Here is a 19,998-nt window from a genome sequence, read left to right as displayed (position 1 = left end):
TGCCTATCCTTATCGCCATCCTTACAACTATCTTTTGACATGGTGACCTCGTGACGAAACAATCCACGAGATCTTCCTAGCCGACCAGATCAGCCCTCAGTGCGTGGTCGCCGGATGACGCTCACGGCTATGCGATGTTCACGTGGGACTCGATCGGTATCATCGACCAGCCTTCCATGATCGCCGTTACCGAAGAGGCATGGCTCAGAACCCCGACAACGGTCGTCAAGCCCGCAAAGACGCCCGAGCAGGAAAGCGTCACGGTATAGCACGCTTCAGTGGAATGACTGCACCGGCGCGGAGCCCGCCTTGACCGGCAGAGCTTCGCGCCGGTTATCATCGCTCGGCCCGGCCAGTGTAGCGCCGCTTGTGGAGACGTGGATTGCTTCGCTCCGCTCGCAATGACGGGGTCTGTCATTCCGGGGCATCGCGAAGCGATGAGCCCGGAATCCATTTCGCCGGCAGCGCCCGCGACCCGATGGATTCCGGGCTCGCGCCAAGAGGCGCGCCCCGGAATGACGGCGGCGTTTGCTGCCAGAAAGCATGGTAGGTTACGCTTCGCTAGCTAGCTAGTCCGCCCCTACAAATCCGCGGGGCGCTTCTTGCAGGCGAAGAATGCGGTGACGGCGAGCGGGACTGCGAGTGCGATCCATGAGGTCGTGTCCCAGATGCCGTCGCCGAGCAAGGCGGACACCAGGCCGAAGGCGACGATCACTGCGATGATCGCCGGGAACAGAAAGATCTGGGTGAGCGAACGACGGGCGTTGATCATCAGAGGTGCTCCGAAACTTGCGCGGCGGGATATCGGAATTCGGCCAATTCACCCACCATTCTACTCCGCGGGCGGCGCGTGCGGTGTTTCGGCCGGTTTGCCGAAACGGCGTTTCGCCTCTTCGCGCCAGCGCTGGAAGGTGACGTAGAGCATCGGCACCAGGAAAATGCCGACCGAGCTTGCGGCGAGCATGCCGCCGAACACCGCTGTGCCGACCGCCCTGCGGCTGATCTCGGCGGCGCCGGTCGCGACCACCAGCGGCACAAGGCCGAGAATGAAGGCGATCGAGGTCATCATCACGGCGCGGAACCGCATCTGGGCACCGAGCTCCGCGGCTTGCGCAATCGGCAATCCGCCCTCGCGCTGCTCCTTGGCAAACTCGACGATCAAGATGCCGTTCTTGGCGGCGAGCGCGATCAGCACCACGAGGCCGATCTGGCCGTAGAGGTCGAGGTTCAAGCCCGCGACCTTGATCGCCGTGTACGAACCGAGCACGCCGACCGTGACCGACAACAGGACCGGGATCGGAATGGTCCAGCTCTCGTAGAGCGCAACCAGGAACAGATAGGCGAACAGCACCGCGAGCGCGAGGATGATGCCGGTCTGCCCCGAGGCCGCCTGCTCCTGATAGGCGGTGCCGGTCCATTCGTAGGAATAGCCGGCCGGCAGCGTCGCCCGCGAAATCTCCTCCATTGCGGCGATCGCGGTGCCCGACGAGACGCCCGGCGCCGGGCTGCCGTTGATGGTGACCGAACGGTAGTTGTTGTAGCGGGTGATGACCTGCGGTCCGGTGACGATCCTCAAGCTCGCGATGGAGCGCATCGGCACCATCTCGCCGCCGCTGTTGCGGACATAGATCTGCCAGATGTCGGAGATGTCGCCGCGGTTGGCGGCCTCGCCCTCCACATTGACCTGCCAGGTGCGGCCGAACAGGTTGAAGTTGTTGACGTAGATGCCGCCCAGCGTCGCCTGCAGCGCGGTGAACACGTCGGCCATGTTCAGCCCGAGCGCCTGCGCCTTGGCCCGGTCGATGTCGAGATAGATCGATGGATTGGTCGCGGTGAAGGTCGAGAACACGCGCGCCAGCCGCGGATCGCGGTTGGCCGCATTGATCAGGCCGGTCATTGTGCTGCCGAGCGCGGCCGGATCCTGCCCCTCCAGCGCATCGAGCTGATATTCGAAGCCGCCGGAGGTCGAAAGCCCGATGATCGGCGGCAGGTTGAACGGCAGGATATTGGCCTGCCGTATCTGCGCGCCCTCGCCAAACATTCGCCGGATCGTCGCCTGCACCGAATCGGCGGCCGCCCGCCGATCGGCGAACGGCTTCATGCGCGCCACCATGAAGGCCGAGTTCGGCTCGCTCGCGCCGTCGAGCAGCGAGAAGCCGATGATCGAGAGCACGTGCTCGACCTGCGGCATGTTCTTCAAGAGCGCTTCGACCTGCTTGGTCACCTGGCTGGTGCGCGACACCGACGCGCCGTCAGGCAATTGCACCGAGATGAAGAAGGCGCCCTGATCCTCCTCGGGCAGGAAGCCCGTCGGAGTTATTCGCGACACGCCGAAAACGCCGCCGGCAAACACCAGCACCGCGACCAGCGACAATATCGCCACCCGCAGCAGCCGGCGCACCATGCCGGCATAGCGGTCGCGGACCCAGTCGATGCCGCCGAGCACGCGCCCCATGATGCCGCGGCGCGGCCCGGTATGCCGCAGGAACACGGCACAGAGCGCCGGCGACAGCGTGAGCGCGTTCAGCGCCGAGATCACCATCGCCGCGCTGATCGTCACCGCGAACTGGCGGAACAGGGTTCCGGAGATTCCGGGGATGAACGCGATCGGCACGAACACCGACAACAGCACCAGCGAAATCGCGATGATCGGCGCGGTGATCTGCGCCATCGCCTTCTTGGTGGCCTCCGCCGGCGACAGCTCGGGCTCGCTCTCCATCACGCGTTCGACATTCTCGACCACGACGATGGCGTCGTCGACCACGATGCCGATGGCAAGCACCATCGCAAGCAGCGACACGGTGTTGGCGGAATAGCCGAGGATCAGGAGAACCGCGAAGGTGCCGATCAGGCTGACCGGCACCGCGACCGCCGGGATCACCGTGGCGCGCAGGTTGCCGAGGAACAGGAACACGACGATCACGACCAGCACGAAGGCTTCGCCCAGCGTCTTCAGCACTTCCTTGATGGTATCGGAGACGAAGGTCGTGGAGTCGTACTGCACCAGATAGGTCAGGCCAGGAGGAAACCGTTCCGACAATCTGGTGAGCGTGGACTGCACCGCCGCGGCGGTGGTCACCGCATTAGCCCCCGGCGCAAGATAGATGCCGATCGGCACGCCGGGCTGGCCGTCGATCCGGGACTCGCTGTCCATGTTCTGGGCGCCGATCTCGACCCGGGCGACGTCGCTGATCCGGAGCACCGAGCCGTCCGGATTGGCGCGCAGCACGATATTGCCGAACTGGGCCGACGTCGTGAGCCGCCCCTGCGTCTGCACGTTGAACTGGAACTGCTGATCGTCGGCGATCGGACGGGCACCGATGCGGCCGACCGGGGCCTGCACGCTCTGCGCCCGGATCGCCGCGATCACATCCGACGGCGCCAGATTGAGGCTGGTGAGCCGCTGCGTGTCGAACCAGATCCGCATCGAGTAGTTCAGCTTCGCGAACAGCGAGGCCTGGCCGACGCCCGGCGTACGCGAGATCGCATCGAGCACGTTGATGATCGCGTAGTTGGTGATGAACAGCGGATCCTGCTGGCCGCTCTTGCTGTACAGCACGATGAACTGCAGCACCGCCGAGGATTTCTTCTGCACGACCAGGCCTTGCGCCTGCACCTCGGTCGGCAGTTGCGCGAGCGCGCTCTGGACGCGGTTGTTGACGTTGACGGTGTTGATATCAGGATTGGTGCCGAGCGCGAACGAGACGGTCAGCGTGTAGCTGCCGTCATTGCCGCTGGTCGACTTCATGTAGAGCATCTTGTCGACGCCGACGACCTGGGCCTCGAGCGGCTGCGCAACGCTCGATTCCACCACCTCGGCGGAAGCGCCGGGGAAGTTGGCGGTGACGGTGACCTGCGGCGGCACGATGTCCGGGAACTGCGCCACCGGGATTTGCAGCAACGCCAGCGCGCCCGCGATGGTGATGACCAGCGCGATGACGATGGCAAGCCGCGGACGATCGACGAAGACGGCGGAAATCATGGGCTGGTGCCCGCAGGCTTCGGACCGATCGCACCGCTGCTTTGGCTCGATCCGGTGTTTTCCGCCGTTTCCTTCAGGCTCGACTGGATCAGCGCGCTCGCCGGTCCCGGCGCCACGGGCTGGCCGGGCCGCACCCGCTGCATTCCTTCAGCGATCACCTTCTCTCCGACCGAAAGCCCAGTCGTCACCGCAGCGATGGTCGCGGTCGACTGTCCGAGGACGATCCGGCGCTGCTCCGCCTTGTTGTCGGCCCCGAGCACGAAGACATAGTCGCCCTGCTGATCCGACAGCACGGCCGAGCGCGGGATCGCCACCACATCCACCGGCTGCACGCCCTCGAGCAGGACGGTGACGAACTCATTGTCGGTGAGCTGGCGCACCGTGACGTCGTCTGCTGACGACAGATGGGGCAGCACAGGATTGGGGATAATGCCGCGCAGCGTGATCGTATCGGTATTCTGCGCGATCGTGTTGTTGACGAAGTTGAGCTGGCCGACCTGGTCATAGAGCTTGCCGTCGGGCAGACGGACCCTGATCACGACCGCCCTGAACCCGCCCAGCGTCGCGTAGCGGTCGCGCAGCGTGAGGGCTTCGCGCACCGAGACCGGGAAGGTGACGTACATCGGATCCTGGCTCACGATCGTGGTGAGCACCCCCGAGCTTGGGCTGACGACGTTGCCCTCGGTTACCGCCGTGCGGCCGATCTTGCCGTCGATCGGCGAGCGGATCTGGGTGTAGTCCAGATTGATCTTTGAGAGGTCGACTTGCGCCTGGGCGGCCTGCACCTGCGCTTCCAGACTCTGCTCGTTCGCGAGCGCGGCATCATAGGTGGACTGCTGGCCGGCCGGGCCGCCGAGCAAGGCCTTGGCGCGGCCGGTCGTCAGCTTGGCGTTGACGAGGGTTGCCTGCAATTGCGCGACTTGCGCCTTCTTGGACTCAAGGTCGGCCTCGAACGGGCCACGCTCGAGCTCGTAGAGCATATCGCCGGTCTTGACCTCGGCGCCTTCGACGAAGTTCCGCTTTTCCAGGAAGGCGGTAACGCGGGCGACCACATTGACGCGATTGGTGGCCTCGATCCGTCCCAGGAACTCGTTGGATTGGGTGACGGGCCGCTTGACCGCCTCGATGATACCGACAGCCGGGGGTCCGGCGGCCTGCTGGGCCTCGGCGGCGGCCAGCGCGCCGAACATGGCGGTCCCCAACGCGACGGCCCCGGCGAACCGGGCCATTGTTATCCCTGCAAGACTCACGTTTCGCGCCTTTGTCCCGTTTGATCCGGATCAATAGCATCCGGATCGGGAAAGCCAACGGTATGAACGTACAGCAACGGCAGATCGATGCTCTGTCGATGGCTGGATCGCCGCGTTGCACCAAAAAGTGATGGCGGAGGAAGGGATCCGGTCCGCGGGGCCTCCGCTGGTAGCGCAGTGTGGCCCGGCCGCTACTGGAACGAACTTTTTTGGCTGGGCGCTGCACAACCTGTTGAATGTTGCTTGCTGCACGATCGGCCGGCAAGCCAAGCTTGGCCAGGCGCCGTGGGGCCAGTCGCCGGGAGCTTTCTGATGGCAAAGCTCGGGATCTGTGCGGCATTCCTTCTTGCCGTTGTCGGCGCCTCGAGTGCATCGGAGGCGTGGGCGGCCGACGTCACGCCGACCAAGGCGCCGGCGGCTTCGGCCATGACGCCGCGTCCGTGCACCGACCCCTCGGACTTCGTCACGACCAATTGCCAGCTCACCTGGGAAGGCATCACAGTCTTCGGCATCATCGACACCGGCTTCGGCTGGCAAAGCCACGGTGCCTCGTTTGATCCGCGATCTGCAGTTGCAGCGTCCTACCTGATCCAGAAACAGAACCGGTTGGCGACATGGACGCTTGCGCCTAATGCCTTGAGCAATTCGACCATCGGCATCAAGGGAACCAGGCCGATCGGCGAGGACTTTTCTTTCGTCTTTGACCTCGATGCCGGCTTCGACCCCTACTCGCTGCGATTCTCGAATGGACCCGGATCGATTGCCGCGAACGCCGGCGTCCCGCAAAACCTGCAAACCGCCTACTCGGATTCAAGCCGCGCCGGCCAGTGGTACAACGGTCAGGGCTACGTCGGCGTCAGTTCTCCCACTTATGGCACGCTGACCCTCTTCCGGCAGAACTCGCTGACGCTGGATGCCGTGTTCGATTACGATCCGTTCGGCGCCTCCTACGGATTCTCGGCGATCGGCTTCCAGGGTATAACCTGCGGCGGCGGCAACACCGAAAACTGCAGACACTCGACGTCGGTGAAGTACCGGTACAACTTCAACCACTTCCGGGCAGCGGCGCTGTGGCAGTTCGGCGGTTATGACGAGAACAATGCCTCCACCGGCGCCTATCAATTCCAGCTCGGCGGCGACATTCCGATCCGCGGCAATGACGTGCTCTCGGTCGACGCCATTTACAGCCATGTCAAGAATTCCGTATCGCTCGCGCTGGCGTCGGGAGCAAACGCAAACAACGCGTTTGGAGCGCCGATCCCCCCGTTCCTGCCGCAGACCCTGACGGCGACGATCTCCGACAACACCGCCGCGATGTTGGTGGCGAGATACACGACCAAGTCGCTGAAGCTGTACGCCGGTTACGAATACATCCGATACGAGCCGCCGAGCAATCCGCAAGTCGCCTTCACCGACATCGCAGGAAACTTCCTTTGTCAGGGCTGCGATGCCCTCAACAACACGAACATCAACAATGCCGCGTTCGGCGTCGGCGGGCTCGGCAACAAGACCTTTCAGGTCATGTGGGCCGGCGCGAAATACTCCATAACCGACGATCTGGACGTGATCGGCGCCTATTATCACTACATCCAGGACTCCTTCTTCGGCACTGCCGCCAGAGGCCCCGCCTTCTGCTCCTCTAGCGAACACCCGCAATGCGCCGGGACGTTCGACGCAATTTCCACCGCGGTCGATTGGAGGTTTGCGCCTAAATGGGATACCTATGTCGGCGTGATGTTCACGCAGGTCAACGGCGGATTGGGGTTCGGCTTCTTCGAGCATAGCAACGTCGCCACTACGGCCGGGTTGCGCTTCCGCTTTTGAGATTGACGCGACCTACGCGGGTCGCTGCGACCAGCCTACCGGCGCCTCGATATCGAAATTGGCAAGCTCATAGCCGCGCCGGAAATCGACGATGTGCTTGTCCATCCAGGACCGCGCCTCGGTGGGGTTGCGATCGCTGAGCGCCTGCAGGATCTTCTCATGGGCGAACACCAGGCGCTCGCCCGCGTTCAATCGGGAGAACACCCGCAGGAAAGCCGGATAGAATAGCTGGCTCATCGGCTCGCGGCTGAGCTGCAGGGCGCGGTTGCGCGAGGCGCGCGCGATGATCTGGTGAAACTCGATATCGAGTTCGACGAGGCTCTGCTTGTCCTCGAGCGCCATCTTGGTCTTGTCGACATTGGCCCGGAGCGCGGCCAGCATATCGTCGTCGATCCGCGTGGCGGCGCATTCGGCCAGCACCGGCTCGAAACAACGCATGCTTTCCCAGAGCTCGAAGAAGCTGATCTCCTGCAGCACGATCGCCGCCGTCACCTTCTCGGAAATGTCGGCCTCACGGGGCACGGAGACATAGAGCAGCTTGCCGCCGTCGTGACGGCGGACGAGGCCGTTCTGCTCCAGCACCCGGATCGCTTCGCGGACCGTCGAGCGGTGGACACCAAAGCCCGCGGCCAGCGCGGTCTCCGCCGGCACCCGGTCGCCGACGGCCCACTCGCCCGACATGATCTTGGCTTCGATGCTGCGCACCACGAACCGGTAGACCGGCTCGTTGCGCTCTTGGACGTTGTTGCTGAGATCCGCTACAGACATCAGACGACGCCTCGCGCGAACTCGCGGTCGCGCAAATCGCGGCGGCGGATCTTGCCGGTGATCGTCATCGGAAGCTCCGCGATATACGCGATCGCGCGCGGATATTTGTAAGGCGCGGTGACCGACTTGACGTGATCCTGCAATTCGCGCGTCAGCTCCGGCGACGGCGTATTGCCTTGCCGCAACACCACAAACGCCTTCACGATCTCGCCGCGCTCGATGTCGGGACTGCCGACCACCGCGCACATCTGCACCGCCGGATGCTCGGCCAGCGCGTTCTCGACCTCGATCGGGCCGATGCGATAGCCTGCTGAATTGATCACATCGTCCGAGCGCCCGCGATACCAGAGATAACCGTCGGCATCCTTCTCCGCGCGATCGCTGGTCAGAAACCAGCGCCCGTCGGGACCGTCGACAAAGCAGGCCGCGGTGCGCTCCGCATCCTTCCAGTAGCCGAGCATCAATTGCGGGTTGGGCATCTTCAGCGCGAGATCACCCTCCTGCCCCGGCGGCAAGCGGTTGCCATCAGCGTCGATCACATCAAGATCGGAGCCCGGCGACGGACGCCCCATCGAGCCGTAACGGACCGGCTCGGTTGGATAGTTCAGCGCGACCATCAGGGCTTCGGTCTGCCCATAGGCTTCATCGATGCGGATGCCGGTCGCCGCCTCCCAGCGCTCGGCGACGACGGGGTTCATGGCTTCGCCCGCGGTGACGACGCGGCGCAGCCGGCCGAGATCACCGCGTGCGCGGACTTCGCCAACGACCCGCGACAGCTCCGTGCCGGGCGCGCAGTAGACAGTGACCTGGTGCTTGCGCAGGAGTTCGAGCCGATCCTTCGGCACGAACGGGCCGTCGAAAAAGAAAGAACAGGCGCCGCAGCTCAGCGGCCCGAAGATGATGCTCGTGCCCGCCTTGCTCCAGCCGGTGTCTGCCGTGCACCAGATCACCTCGCCGGGACGCAGGTCGAGCCAGTAGATCGCCGACACCCGCCACGCATAGATCGCCCGCGCGGCATGGACGACGGCCTTCGGATGGCCGGTCGAGCCTGACGTGTAGTACATGATCGCGGGATCTTCGGCCCTGACGATCGCCGGCTCGATCGTCTCGGAGGCGCGCGCCACTTCGCTGTTCCAATCGAGCCAGCCCGACGTCTGGCCGAGCGCGATCCTGACCGGGATCAGCTTCTCCACGGATGCGAACTTCGCAGTCTGCTCGGGACGGCAGATCGCCGCCTTGGCCTCGGCATTGGCGACGCGGTATTCGATGTCGCGCGCCGTCAGCATCTCGATGCAAGGGATCGGCACCGCGCCGATCTTCATCGCCGCAATCAGCGCGACGAACCATTCCGCCAGCCGCGGCAGCATGATGATGACGCGGTCGCCCTTCTCCACGCCGTTCGCCCGCAAAACATTCGCGAGCCGGTTCGTGAGCCGCGACAGATCGGAATAGCTGTAGCGCCGGGTCTCGCCGGCGGCGTTCTCCCAGATCAGCGCCGGACCATCCTGCTCGCGGGCGCGGCGGTCGATGATATCGGCACCGAAATTGAAGGTCTCCGGCACCTGCCAGCGGAAATTGGCGCACAAGCTTTCATAGCTTTCGACCGCAGGCTCCTTCGGCGGTGACCAGATATCGCGCATCATTTCCTCCGTGTTCGCGCGTTTTGCGCTTGTTGTTTTGTTTTGCTGCGGCTCTTACCGCCGCCTATCGGCCGCCATGGGTCACGATCCGCCGTCCGATCGCCCAGCGGTGCACTTCCGACGGGCCGTCATAGATGCGGAAGGCGCGGACGTCGCGATAGAACCGCTCGACCACGGTATCGCGCGTGGTGCCGAGCCCGCCGAGGATCTGCAGCGAACGGTCGGCGACGCGCGCGATCGCTTCCGAGCAGATCACCTTGGCCATCGAACTTTCGCTCGAGGCCCGCTCGCCTTTGTCGAGCATCCACGCCGTGTGCCAGATCGTCAGTTGCGCCTGATGGATATCCATCGCGTTGTCGGCCAGCATGAAGGAGACGCCCTCGTGCTCGCCGAGCGGCTTGCCAAACGCCGTGCGACGCCGCGCGTATTCGGTAGCGATCTCCTGGGCGCGGATCGCGGCGCCGAGCCAGCGCATGCAATGCGTCAGCCGCGCCGGCGCGAGGCGAACCTGGGCGTGGCGAAAACCCTGTCCGATCTCGCCGAGCACGGCATCGGCCGGCACGCGCAGCCCGTTGAAGCGGACCACCGCGTGACCGCCGACAAAGCTGGAATCGATGGTGTCGAGCGTGCGCTCGATCGTGATGGCGGGATCGGACATGTCGGCGAGGAACATGGTGGCTGCCCCTTCCATTCCGCCGCCGCTCGTCTTCGCCATGATGATCGCAAAGGCGGCGCCCTCGGCGCCGGTGATCAGCCATTTCTCGCCGTCGATGACCCAGTCATTGCCATCGCGCCGCGCCGTCGTCTGCAACTGGCCAGGATCGGAGCCTGCGCCGGGAGCAGGCTCCGTCATGCAGAAGCAGGAGCGGACTTCTCCGGTCGCGAGCGGCTTCAAATAGCGCTCGCGCTGATCGGGCCGCGTCACGACATCAAGGAGATGGATGTTGCCCTCGTCGGGCGCGGCGCAATGCAGCGCGACGGGACCGAGCATGGAATAGCCGGCGGCGGTGAACACGGCGGCGCGGCCGATATGCGACAGATGCTGGCCACCATATTCCGCCGGCGCATGCGGCGCGAATACGCCGGCCTTGCGCGCGAGCGCATTGAGCTCGCGCCGCAGCTCATCGGTCGGTCCATGGGACGTCCAGCGCTTGTCCTTTTCGAACGGGACCACCGTGTCCTTGACGAAGGCTTTCACGCGATCGGCCAGTTCGGACACGCGCGGCGGCAGCGAAAAGTTCATGTCGAGTTGATGCATCGTCAGTTTCCTCGCTCAGTTCCGGTCGTGGCATCGCGCGCGACCAGAAGAATATCTTCGCCAACGCGGGCGAAGTCGGCATAGCGATTGTCCCTCACCGCGCCGTTGACCCATTGGCGGTGCAATTGCAGGAACACGATCCCGAGCTTGAACAGCGCGAGCACGCGCATCGCCGGCAGGTCGTCGATATCCAGACCGGTCAGGTCGGCATAGCGCCGCGCGACCTCGGCACGCCGCCAGAATCCGGGCTGAGCCGTCGGCATCTGCTGCAGCCGCTGCAACGCCGGCGGATCATCCGGCTGCGCCCAGTAGCTCAAGAGCGTCGCCAGATCGAACAGCGGATCGCCCCGCGTTCCCATGTCCCAATCGACCAGCGCGACCGGCGAGAGCGTCTGCGGATTCAGGATCAAATTGTCGAGCTTGAAATCGCAGTGCAGCAGCGTCGGCGTCCGGTCGCGGAATATCTGCCGGGACAGCCACTGCGAAATGTCCTGCAATAGACCTTGCAGCGCGCCATCCTCGGCAACCAGCGCCCCACGTTTCGACCAGCCGGCAATCGCGCGGGCGATGAAACCCTCGGGGCGACCGAGATCCTCAAGTCCGACCGCGCGCGCATCGACCCGGTGCAGCGCGGCCAATGTTGCAACCATCATCTCCGAGAGAATCCCAGGTGCATCGTCGCGCCCCTGCAGCGGCGACAGATCCGCGCCGCGGATGACGAGCCCTGCGCGATACTCGATCAGTTGGAAGGGAACGCCGATGACGCTGCGGTCGCCGCAATAATGCAGCCCCCTTGCTATGAAGGGCAGCGCATCGGCAAGGCGCGACAGGATGCGATGCTCGCGCGCCATGTCATGGGCGCCCGGTGGCAGGTCGCCGTCGGGCGGACGGCGCAGGACAGTCGGGGCACCGTTGACGATCAGGAGATAGTTGCGATTGGCGAGGCCGCCGGCGAACTGCCGGATCGGCTGCGCCAGATCGACGCTCATGCCATGCGCTTCCAGATAGCGCGCAAGGCGATCCCAGTCGGACGGCGCGGTTTCCGCGGCCGACAATAGTCCCGGATTTCCTGATAGCGACGGATCAGCAATCACGCGCGCCTCGGCCTCCCTGTTCCGAATATCGAGGTTGGAGCCCTCGCCTACCGCCTCCGGCGGCGCCGGACCATTATTGTCGGACCAAAATTAGCGCCAAGACAGCCAAGCTTGCAACTGGCGACCAGCCAAACCGATGCCTCGCTCCTTCGGATTCCCAATAAACTATTGTAAATTATCAATATTTCTCAAGTGGCATCTGAGAAGCCAAATCCACCACCGCACATATGTCGGACAATAAATCGCGGTCAGCGCTCCCGCGCACCGAAGCGTTGACGGTAGGCGGTCGGGCTGATGCCGGCGACTTTCCGGAAGCGCGATCGGAAGGTAACCGCGGATTCGAATCCGACCGAGCTTGCAATCTGATCGACCGAAGCCTCGCTGGTTTCGAGCAGTTCCTGCGCCCGGCGGATGCGCATCTTGAGCAGCCATTGCAGTGGCGTCGTTCCGGTCTGTTCCTCGAACCGTCGCGCCAGCGTCCTCGGACTCATGCGCGCCTGATCGGCCAGCATCCGAACCGTGAGCGTGCGGTCGAGATTGGCGCTCATCCAGTCGAGCAGCGAGGCCAGACTGGCAGCCGATTTCGGCGGTTCGTGGCGGATGAACTGGGACTGGCCGCCGTCCCTGACCAGGGGCGCAACGGCGAGCCGCGCGGCATCGGCCGCAACGGCTTGGCCATGATCGCGGCGTAGCAGATGCAGGCACATGTCCACCCCGGCCGAGGCTCCGGCGGAGGTGATCAGGCGCCCCTCGTCGACGAACAGCACGTTTGGATCGACCTGGATGCGGGGATAGCGCCGTGCGAACTCGTCTGCGCAAATCCAGTGCGTCGTGGCCCGCCGCCCATCCAGAAGGCCGGTTGCCGCCAGAACGAAGGCTCCCGAACAGATCGACGCCAGTCTCGCTCCGCGCTCCCAGGCAGATCGAAGCGCCCCAAGCACGGCCGGGGAGACCGGAGCGGTCGGATCCTCCACTCCCGGCACCAGGACCGTATCGGCCGACACGAGCTCCTCGAGGCCCCACTCCGTTTGCAGCGTGAAATTCCTCGACCGAACTTCGGTCGCCTCACTGCACACGCGGACACTATAGCTGGCAACGCCACTCGCGCGCCCGAACACCTCGCACGGGACCGACAGGTCGAACGGCACGAAGCCGTCCATCGCGAGAACTGAAACTTTATGCATGACCACCTCGGAGCGAGCATCTTCCAAGGCGAACATAGCCGAAACGCGGTTTGGCAGGAAATGATCGCAGGTTGTCATTTCGGCCACTCACCGAATGCGCGACGCATTGTCTATGCGTGCCGCCGGTCTTTGAAGCGGGAAGGTGCGCGTGTCCAACGATTACGAATCGACGCAGTTACGGTGGCTTGGGATCCTGTCGGTCCTCGAGGCGACGACGCTGGTCCTGCTTGTCGCAGTCGCCGTGCCACTCAAGCATATCGCCGGCTGGAACGTCGCCGTCCATGTCATGGGGCCGGTCCATGGCCTTGCGTTTCTCGGCTATTGCTGGGCTGCGATCCAGGCGGTCACGGAAGGCGGCTGGAGCCGATCGGAGGCGGTGCGGCTGTTCGCGACAGCGTTCATCCCATTCGCTGGCTTTGCCAATGCGCGGCTTATCGCACGAAAGTCCGCAGCTTTGCGCACCGGTGCGGTCCAGTGAGCCTTGCTGCGCTTTACCCATGGCTGAAGGCACTGCATGTCGTCAGTGCCTTCCTTTTCGTAGCCGGCACCATCACCACCTCGATCGTGCTGGCGGCAGAGCGCGCGAATCCGGGATCGGTCGAGCCTGTCGCGGGTTTTCTGGCCAAATCGGAACGCTGGCTGACCACGCCGGCGATGCTGCTGGTCTGGGCTTTCGGCTTGACGTTGGCGGTCACGGCCGGGTGGTTTTCCAACACGTGGCTGCAAGTCAAGCTCGCCTTTGTCGTTCTGCTCTCGGCCGTGCACGGAATCCAGTCAGGCCAGCTCCGGCGCCTTGTCAGGAACAAGGCGCTAAAATCCTGGACAACGCTGCCCTTGATCCTCGTCTCCATGACAGCGGTGGTCGTCCTAGTCGTGGTCAAGCCCTAGCCGATCTCGGCGCGCAGTCCGATAAGACCGACCGACGACTCCTGGCGGGACGGCAGCCTTATCGCCGCGCGGCTTTCTTGGCGCGCGGGCGATCCTGCGAGGGGGTCGAGATCTGTTGCCGAAGAATCCGACGGATCTCCGATGCGGTATCGATCTTGCGAATGTCCTCCGCCAGCGACGCTGCGCGCTCGCGATATTTCGGATCATCCAGCACCGAGCGCACGGCGGGGCGCAATTGTTCTGCGGTCGGTGCATTGGTGGCCAGATTGATGCCCACCCCCGACCAGGCGATGCGGACGCCGACATCGCCCCGGTCGGCTCCCGTTCCCGCCACGACGATGGGAACGCCATAACTCAAGGCTTGGTTGACGCTGCCGTAGCCGCCGTTCGTCACGAATGCATCGGCCTTCGACAACGCCCACTCGAACGGCAGATACTGGGCAACCCGCACATTTCCAGGCAACGGACCGCCGAGCACATCGATCGGACGTCCACCCGTTGTGACGATTGCGAGAACATCTGGCTCTTTCGCCAGCGCCTCCAGCGTCGGCAGGGTCAACTCGCTGAAGTCGTTATTGGTCAACGTGCCCTGGGTTACAAGAACGACTTTGCGTGAACCATCCAATTCGTAGGCCCACGAAGGTACCGGCGCCTGGTTCGGCGTGATCGGCAGCGGGCCGACGAAGTGTACCGAACCTGGCAGCCGGCGGCGCGGCAGCTCGAACCGCGGCACCGTGAGCTGCAAATAGATATCGGGCAATTCCACCATCGCGTCATAAAGATTCATTCGCAGCGGCCTGCTCCCGATCTGGGCCAGGTACTCGTTCACGCATCGTCCTGCCGGGCCAAAGACCGATTGTTCGTAGGTTTGAAAGAGCGCGGCATACTCCCTTAGTTGCTGGTCGTTGCGCGCGGGCGGAATGCCTGCATCGTTCGGGGCGCCGTCATCTCGACGTGACAGGAGATAGGTCGTTCCAAGCAAGGCCACGGACGGCCGCCGTGCGCGAGGACCGAGCAGCATCGGCAACACGCCCAGCATGAGATGATCGCCGATGATGATGTCGGGAGGAAACTCCTGCATGACGATTTTGATGCTCTCATATTGAGCCAGCATGAAATCGGCGAAACCTTGCTCCAGGATCAGCCGCAACTGCTGTGCGCCGGGCGTCGCCGTCATGATTTCCGGAAATAGCTTGGCGGCGTCTCGCGTATCGATGTCGGCCGCGGGCACGAAACTGCGGAATGTGGCGCCGATCTCTTCGACGCGGTTTCGCAGATAGCTCGATGTCAGACCCATGACCTCCCAACCGTCCGCGATCAGGACCCGCCCGACTCCTAATACTGGATGGAGATGTCCCATCATCGGGGACGAGACGAGAAGCGCCTTCATGCACGGTCTCCGTTGAGCTAGGTAATTGAGCCGAGGTCACTGACGGCCCGTCGACTACGACCGGCCAATCACAGCCCCTCATTAGTGTTCGGTCGGTGTTACGGTTAGGTCACCGGAGCGGACGAATGCGCTACAGCCGCAACAATCCTCATCGAAGCAGCCTCGGTTACGGAAGTAACAGAGCGCACGCGGACTGAAATCAGCGCGCAACATTCCGCTGACAGTGTCGGGCGTGGTCCCTCGATCGAGCGCTCAACGAACGACACAAACCTTCGACAAGCAAAAATCCAAATGATGGTGCCTCCAGGCAAAACGGACTCGGTCGCGTTCTCCTGTCTGCTCGGTTTGATGGCCACTCTTCCGGGCTTCGGCACCGACATGGCGCTGCCGGCCCTCGCGGACACAGCCACTTCTCTTGCAGTTCCGGTACATAGCGCCGGCCTGACGATCAGCAGTTACATGATCAGCTTCGGCCTTGCGCCGCTGGCGTTCGGACCGCTGTCGGATCGATACGGTCGCAAACCGGTGGTCACGCTTGGCACCATCATCTTCATCATGGCCTCGGTCGGATGCGCGATGGCACCATCGCTGCCGGTGTTGATTGCGTGCCGTGTCATCCAGGGCATCGGCGCGGCAGCTATGACCCTTGCCATCGCGATCGCCCGTGACACGTTCGACGACACCATCGTCCGCCAAAAACTGTCGAACATCGTCATGGCGATATACGTCTCCCCAATCGCCGCGCCGATGGCTGGAGCGGCCCTGCTCGATCTCGCGAGCTGGCGCGCGATCTACGCAAGCCTTGCGGCACTCGGGATTCTCTTGCTGATAGGCCTGCGCTTTGGCCCCGACTACGGCCGGAAGCCGCGGCCGGCGACCCGCTTCAGCCTCGTGGCGCTTGTCGGAGATTATCGCTGCGTCCTGTCGCATCCGACCTGTCGCGCATATCTCCTTGCCGCCGCGGCGTCCTTCGGCGTTCTCGCCGCCTATGCGACGGGGTCCTCCCTTTTCCTTGTCCAGGTCGCCGGGCTGAGCTCAACACAATATGGAGTCATATTCGGCCTGACCGCGCTGGCCGGAATGGCTGGAGCGTTCCTCGACGGCCGGCTCAACGCACGCGGAGTTCCATCGCATTATTCGTTGTCGATCGGATTTTCCATCCAGGCGCTTACATCGTCGGTCCTGCTGGCCATGACGCTGTTGAACTGGACGCCGACCACCATCGTTATTCTGCTGTTCGTCGCCGTCGTATTCAGCGGAGGCATCGGGGCGCCAGGCCTCATGCAGGGAGCGCTGCAAGCGCTGCCGGAAATGGCGGGCACCGTCAGCGCCGCAGTCAACTGTCTTATAATGATATCCGGCGCACTATCCAGCGCGCTCACGGCTGTTCTCTTCGACGGCCGGACGGCGCTATCGATGGCCGGCGTGATGGAATTCTGCGCTCTCCTTGCACTGCTGTTCTTCGCCATGGCAATCGGGCGAACCAGGCAACAGGACGTGATGCCGTCCTGAGACAGCGTCTACATACGCCAACGAGCGGAACCCGCCCGTTGGCCCTGGACATCATGCTACCTCACAGCCCCTTGTCGACCTGTGCGTAGCCGCCCTTGGCGTCCCACTTATAGACGACATAATCGATCGCCTTGATGTCACCCTTGGAACCGAATGCCAACTTGCCGAGTACGGTGTCCCATTCACCGGCCTTGATGGTATCCATCACCTTCTTCGGATCGGTCGAACCGGCCTTCGCCACCGCCTGCGACCACACCTGGAACGCCGCATAGGTATAGAGGGTGTAACCCTCGGGATCGATGTTCTTGGCCTTGAACTTCTCGACGATTGCCTTGGCGGTCGGCTTTTCCCGCGGATCGGGACCGAAGGTGAACAATGTGCCTTCCGCAACAGGACCGGTGATCGAGGCGAACTCGCGGTCATTGATCGCGTCGCCCGCCATCAGCACCGTCTTGAGCCCCTGATCCCGCATCTGGCGCAGGATCAGACCCGCCTCCTGATGATAGCCGCCGAGATAGACCAGATCGATGTTCTCGCGCTTCAACCGCGACACGATGGAATTGAAATCCTTGTCGCCCTTGTTGAAGGATTCGAACATCTTCTCGGTGACGCCGGCCTTGTTGAGCGCCTTCTTGGTTTCGTCGGCAAGCCCCTTGCCGTAGGTGGTCTTGTCGTTGAGGATCGCGATGTTCTTGCCGGCGAAATTCTTGGCGATATAGGCGGCGGCAACCAGGCCCTGCTGGTCGTCGCGGCCGCAGACCCTCAGCACGTTCCACAGCTTGCGCTCCGTGAGCAGCGGATTGGTCGAGCCCGGCGAAATCTGCAACACGTTGCCGTCCGCATAGGCTTCCGACGCCGGGATCGACGACGAAGAACAATAGTGGCCGGCGACGAACGGAATTCTCGCACTGGCGATCTTCTCCGCCACCGAGCGCGCCTGCTTGGGATCGCAGGCGTCGTCGTTGACATCAAGCACCAGCTTCCTGTTGAGGAGGCCGCCTGCGGCATTGATGTCGGCCACCGCCTGCTCGGCGCCGTTCTGGAACTGGCGGCCGAACGCGGCTTCGCTGCCGGTGATCGATGAGGCAACCGCCACCCTGATGTCCTGGGCCAGCGCTGCAGAGGACAGCACAAGTGACGCACCTAGTGTTAGACCGAAGAGCTTGACCACTTTCATACGAAAGTCCTTGGGGTTGTTTTAGAGAGACGGCGACTGCGCCGGCCTCTTCATAGCATGGCCGGCTGACATCGGCGCGATGTCACCGTATTTTTTTACCAGCGGCGGTGGCTCCATCAAGGGCGAGGTGGCGCGAGCTCTGTTATCCGCTATCGCCAGGAAAGCGGCCGCGGCCACGCGTTACGGCCGTAGCCGTATTTTCCGGCGTCGGAATGGTCCGGAAACATGGCTGCGGCAGAGTCTCCCGGGACTGATATTTGCCGGGAGATATCGATGTCACACATCGACCAACTGTTTTACACCCGACCATATCCGAAACGGACCCAACGGGCGCCGAACGCTCCGCGATGGTATGTCTCGATCAGCGCGATGGTGACGTTCCTGCTGTCGAAGATGAGGGAAGAACTGGCGATACGCCAGGCCACGGCAGAGCTGCGGGATCTCGACGACCGAATGCTGCGCGACATCGGATTATCCCGCTACGATATCGCCTCCATCCGCAGGCGCGAAACCTAGAGCGTGATGACTTTTCTTCGAATCGTCATCCCGCTCTAGCAGTCTGCTGAAAAACCTTGAAATGGAGAGTTTTTCGTACTGTCGGCGGTCGTTGTTGGAGCGGTGCGGTGGAGTTGGATGTAATTTTTAGCCTGTTGTTGGGTGCAACCTGACGCGGGGTGGCTAAACGGCAAGTAGTTTGGGAATGCGGATCAGGTTGTAGGCGATCAGATTGAGCAGGAAGTCGGCGGCGACGCGAGCGATGCCGCGATGTTTGGTCTTGCGCATGGTGCCGTGCTGCTTGCCCCATCCGAAGATGCACTCGACCATCGCCCGGCGTGATTGCGACATGCCGTACCCCGGATGCCGCGTGGTTCGTTGGTCGATGGCGCTGTTGCGGGTCTTGCCGGTTTTGGTGATGGCCAGGTTCTGTGTCACATGCGGCGTCACGCCGATGGCGCGAAGATTGGCGACATGATCGGCGGTATCGTACGCCTTGTCCTCACCGGCCGTGATGCGGCGGCCTGCGGCTTTACGTCTCGCCTTCAGCATGATCTCCGAAGCCCGGCGTTCGGCGACGCCATTGGCATGCGTGACCCTGCCGGCCACCGCCAGCCCATGCCGGTTCTCCATGGTGGCGTGGCCCATATAGCAAAGCTTGGCCTCGCGTCCGGCCGCCTTGCGATAGAGCCTGCTGTCCGGATCGCTGGTACTCGCATGGGTGTCGTTCTTGCGCTTCTGGCCGTGGAAGTTGGCGCCGTCATCATCGTCGCCGCTGCCGTCCTTGGGGCGGAAACTCTTCTGCGAAGCCCAGGCTTCGATCAGCGTCCCGTCCACCGAAAAATGCTCGTCCGACAGCAGCGGCTTGACCTGAGAATGGTTCAGAAGTCTGGTCATGAACTTCGTGAACACATCGCCGTTCTGCAGCCGCTCCCGGTTCTTGGTGAAGGTGGTCGGGTCCCAGACCGGATCGTCCGGCGACAGTCCCACGAACCAGCGATACAGAAGATTATAGTCCAGTTGCTCCATCAACTGCCGTTCGGAGCGGATGCCGTAGAACACCTGCAGCAGCAGGGCGCTCAGCAATTGCTCCGGAGGGATCGAAGGACGTCCCTCGCTGGCGTAGAGCCTCCCAAGGCTGCGGTTCAAATCACTCAAAACATCCCGGACAAGTTCCCGCACCTTCCGCAGCGGATGGTTCGCTGGCACACGCTTATCCGGCGCGATGTACGAAAACAGGCCGCCTTGATCCGTAAACCTGCCGCGCACGATCATCTCCACCGATTCGAGATGATAAAGTGAATCATCAAGCCCCCTCCGTGGCGAGGGGGTTCTTCAGCAGACTGCTAGCTCTTTGTTTGAGCATGATCTTTTTCGGAAAACCGGTCTCCACTTTTCCGGATCATGCTCTAGGTCGCGTGGACAGTTATGTTAGCCAGAGCAGAGTTGCGGCGATAGCGACGACAGCGAAGTAATTTCGTGCGGTTTTTTCGTAGCGCGTAGCAACGCGCCTGAAACGCTTCAGTTTCGAGAAGC

General features: G+C 63.1%; 16 protein-coding genes and 1 pseudogene. 5 read left to right on the top strand and 12 right to left on the bottom strand.

The features are described 5' to 3' along the window. Positions 1-580: 580 nt before the first annotated feature. From ACZYOF_RS33800 to ACZYOF_RS33790, 3 genes are read right to left on the bottom strand one after another with little or no spacing between them, the layout of a single operon-like run. Positions 581-772 (bottom strand): hypothetical protein, encoded by a 192-nt coding sequence (locus ACZYOF_RS33800; protein ID WP_282528397.1) that lies wholly within the window; start codon positions 770-772, stop codon positions 581-583. Positions 773-832: 60 nt separating this feature from the next. Beyond that, on the bottom strand, positions 833-3,982 hold the full coding sequence (locus ACZYOF_RS33795) for an efflux RND transporter permease subunit (RefSeq protein ID WP_463718484.1): 3,150 nt from the start codon (positions 3,980-3,982) through the stop codon (positions 833-835). Continuing rightward, a complete protein-coding gene (locus tag ACZYOF_RS33790; protein ID WP_282528399.1) occupies positions 3,979-5,211 on the bottom strand; it encodes an efflux RND transporter periplasmic adaptor subunit in 1,233 nt (410 codons plus the stop codon). The genes ACZYOF_RS33795 and ACZYOF_RS33790 overlap by 4 nt, the downstream gene beginning before the upstream one ends. Before the next feature lie 333 nt (positions 5,212-5,544). Here ACZYOF_RS33790 and ACZYOF_RS33785 point away from each other — a divergent pair, with 333 nt between their 5' ends. Further along, positions 5,545-7,056, top strand: a complete 1,512-nt coding sequence (locus ACZYOF_RS33785) for a porin (protein WP_463718483.1) — start codon at positions 5,545-5,547, stop codon at positions 7,054-7,056. A 12-nt stretch (positions 7,057-7,068) separates the two neighbouring features. Here ACZYOF_RS33785 and ACZYOF_RS33780 read toward each other — a convergent pair whose 3' ends face one another. The 5 genes from ACZYOF_RS33780 to ACZYOF_RS33760 all read right to left on the bottom strand — a co-directional run bounded on the left by ACZYOF_RS33780 (position 7,069) and on the right by ACZYOF_RS33760 (position 13,000). Beyond that, complete coding sequence (locus tag ACZYOF_RS33780; protein WP_463718482.1) at positions 7,069-7,824, bottom strand: FadR/GntR family transcriptional regulator; 756 nt, start codon at positions 7,822-7,824, stop codon at positions 7,069-7,071. Then, positions 7,824-9,464, bottom strand: a complete 1,641-nt coding sequence (locus ACZYOF_RS33775) for an acyl-CoA synthetase (RefSeq protein WP_463718481.1) — start codon at positions 9,462-9,464, stop codon at positions 7,824-7,826. The genes ACZYOF_RS33780 and ACZYOF_RS33775 overlap by 1 nt, the downstream gene beginning before the upstream one ends. A gap of 64 nt (positions 9,465-9,528) precedes the next feature. Continuing rightward, on the bottom strand, positions 9,529-10,722 hold the full coding sequence (locus ACZYOF_RS33770) for an acyl-CoA dehydrogenase family protein (RefSeq protein WP_245476307.1): 1,194 nt from the start codon (positions 10,720-10,722) through the stop codon (positions 9,529-9,531). 2 nt (positions 10,723-10,724) lie between these two features. Then, the gene (locus ACZYOF_RS33765) at positions 10,725-11,816 is read right to left on the bottom strand and encodes a phosphotransferase family protein (protein WP_463718480.1); all 1,092 of its coding nucleotides are present in this window, start codon (positions 11,814-11,816) and stop codon (positions 10,725-10,727) included. A 248-nt stretch (positions 11,817-12,064) separates the two neighbouring features. After that, positions 12,065-13,000, bottom strand: a complete 936-nt coding sequence (locus ACZYOF_RS33760) for a GlxA family transcriptional regulator (RefSeq protein ID WP_130579567.1) — start codon at positions 12,998-13,000, stop codon at positions 12,065-12,067. 148 nt (positions 13,001-13,148) lie between these two features. Here ACZYOF_RS33760 and ACZYOF_RS33755 point away from each other — a divergent pair, with 148 nt between their 5' ends. After that, the gene (locus tag ACZYOF_RS33755; protein ID WP_130579568.1) at positions 13,149-13,478 is read left to right on the top strand and encodes a DUF3817 domain-containing protein; all 330 of its coding nucleotides are present in this window, start codon (positions 13,149-13,151) and stop codon (positions 13,476-13,478) included. After that, positions 13,475-13,888 (top strand): CopD family protein, encoded by a 414-nt coding sequence (locus ACZYOF_RS33750; RefSeq protein ID WP_165421157.1) that lies wholly within the window; start codon positions 13,475-13,477, stop codon positions 13,886-13,888. The genes ACZYOF_RS33755 and ACZYOF_RS33750 overlap by 4 nt, the downstream gene beginning before the upstream one ends. Positions 13,889-13,946: 58 nt before the next feature. Here ACZYOF_RS33750 and ACZYOF_RS33745 read toward each other — a convergent pair whose 3' ends face one another. After that, positions 13,947-15,119, bottom strand: a complete 1,173-nt coding sequence (locus ACZYOF_RS33745; protein ID WP_463718479.1) for a glycosyltransferase — start codon at positions 15,117-15,119, stop codon at positions 13,947-13,949. Between the two features lie 507 nt (positions 15,120-15,626). On the opposite strand from ACZYOF_RS33745, the gene ACZYOF_RS33740 reads away from it, so the two are divergent. Next, entirely contained in the window at positions 15,627-16,790 is a 1,164-nt protein-coding gene (locus tag ACZYOF_RS33740; protein ID WP_463718478.1) for an MFS transporter, read from the top strand. A gap of 61 nt (positions 16,791-16,851) precedes the next feature. On the opposite strand, the gene ACZYOF_RS33735 is transcribed toward ACZYOF_RS33740, so the two are convergent. Next, positions 16,852-17,967 (bottom strand): branched-chain amino acid ABC transporter substrate-binding protein, encoded by a 1,116-nt coding sequence (locus ACZYOF_RS33735; RefSeq protein ID WP_463718477.1) that lies wholly within the window; start codon positions 17,965-17,967, stop codon positions 16,852-16,854. Between the two features lie 273 nt (positions 17,968-18,240). Here ACZYOF_RS33735 and ACZYOF_RS33730 point away from each other — a divergent pair, with 273 nt between their 5' ends. Next, the gene (locus ACZYOF_RS33730; protein WP_165421186.1) at positions 18,241-18,483 is read left to right on the top strand and encodes a DUF1127 domain-containing protein; all 243 of its coding nucleotides are present in this window, start codon (positions 18,241-18,243) and stop codon (positions 18,481-18,483) included. A gap of 162 nt (positions 18,484-18,645) precedes the next feature. On the opposite strand, the gene ACZYOF_RS33725 is transcribed toward ACZYOF_RS33730, so the two are convergent. Both ACZYOF_RS33725 and ACZYOF_RS33720 read right to left on the bottom strand, forming a co-directional pair. Further along, positions 18,646-19,731, bottom strand: a complete 1,086-nt coding sequence (locus ACZYOF_RS33725; RefSeq protein ID WP_463718476.1) for an IS5 family transposase — start codon at positions 19,729-19,731, stop codon at positions 18,646-18,648. A 157-nt stretch (positions 19,732-19,888) separates the two neighbouring features. Further along, positions 19,889-19,998 (bottom strand): annotated as a pseudogene (locus ACZYOF_RS33720) (IS5/IS1182 family transposase); the annotation flags it as partial.

This window comes from Bradyrhizobium sp. LeoA1Lang (assembly GCF_055413685.1).
Note: the sequence above shows the minus strand (reverse complement) of the source record. Positions and strands in the feature narration are given on the sequence as shown.

What these genes read in the sequence shown, in the direction of transcription:
- ACZYOF_RS33740 (WP_463718478.1), top strand. Translation starts at nt 15,627, where the DNA reads ATGGCCACTCTTCCGGGCTTCGGCACCGACATGGCGCTGCCGGCCCTC.
- ACZYOF_RS33760 (WP_130579567.1), bottom strand. Translation starts at nt 13,000, where the DNA reads ATGCATAAAGTTTCAGTTCTCGCGATGGACGGCTTCGTGCCGTTCGAC.
- ACZYOF_RS33795 (WP_463718484.1), bottom strand. Translation starts at nt 3,982, where the DNA reads ATGATTTCCGCCGTCTTCGTCGATCGTCCGCGGCTTGCCATCGTCATC.
- ACZYOF_RS33735 (WP_463718477.1), bottom strand. Translation starts at nt 17,967, where the DNA reads ATGAAAGTGGTCAAGCTCTTCGGTCTAACACTAGGTGCGTCACTTGTG.
- ACZYOF_RS33775 (WP_463718481.1), bottom strand. Translation starts at nt 9,464, where the DNA reads ATGCGCGATATCTGGTCACCGCCGAAGGAGCCTGCGGTCGAAAGCTAT.
- ACZYOF_RS33800 (WP_282528397.1), bottom strand. Translation starts at nt 772, where the DNA reads ATGATCAACGCCCGTCGTTCGCTCACCCAGATCTTTCTGTTCCCGGCG.
- ACZYOF_RS33780 (WP_463718482.1), bottom strand. Translation starts at nt 7,824, where the DNA reads ATGTCTGTAGCGGATCTCAGCAACAACGTCCAAGAGCGCAACGAGCCG.
- ACZYOF_RS33790 (WP_282528399.1), bottom strand. Translation starts at nt 5,211, where the DNA reads ATGGCCCGGTTCGCCGGGGCCGTCGCGTTGGGGACCGCCATGTTCGGC.
- ACZYOF_RS33785 (WP_463718483.1), top strand. Translation starts at nt 5,545, where the DNA reads ATGGCAAAGCTCGGGATCTGTGCGGCATTCCTTCTTGCCGTTGTCGGC.
- ACZYOF_RS33730 (WP_165421186.1), top strand. Translation starts at nt 18,241, where the DNA reads ATGTCACACATCGACCAACTGTTTTACACCCGACCATATCCGAAACGG.
- ACZYOF_RS33770 (WP_245476307.1), bottom strand. Translation starts at nt 10,722, where the DNA reads ATGCATCAACTCGACATGAACTTTTCGCTGCCGCCGCGCGTGTCCGAA.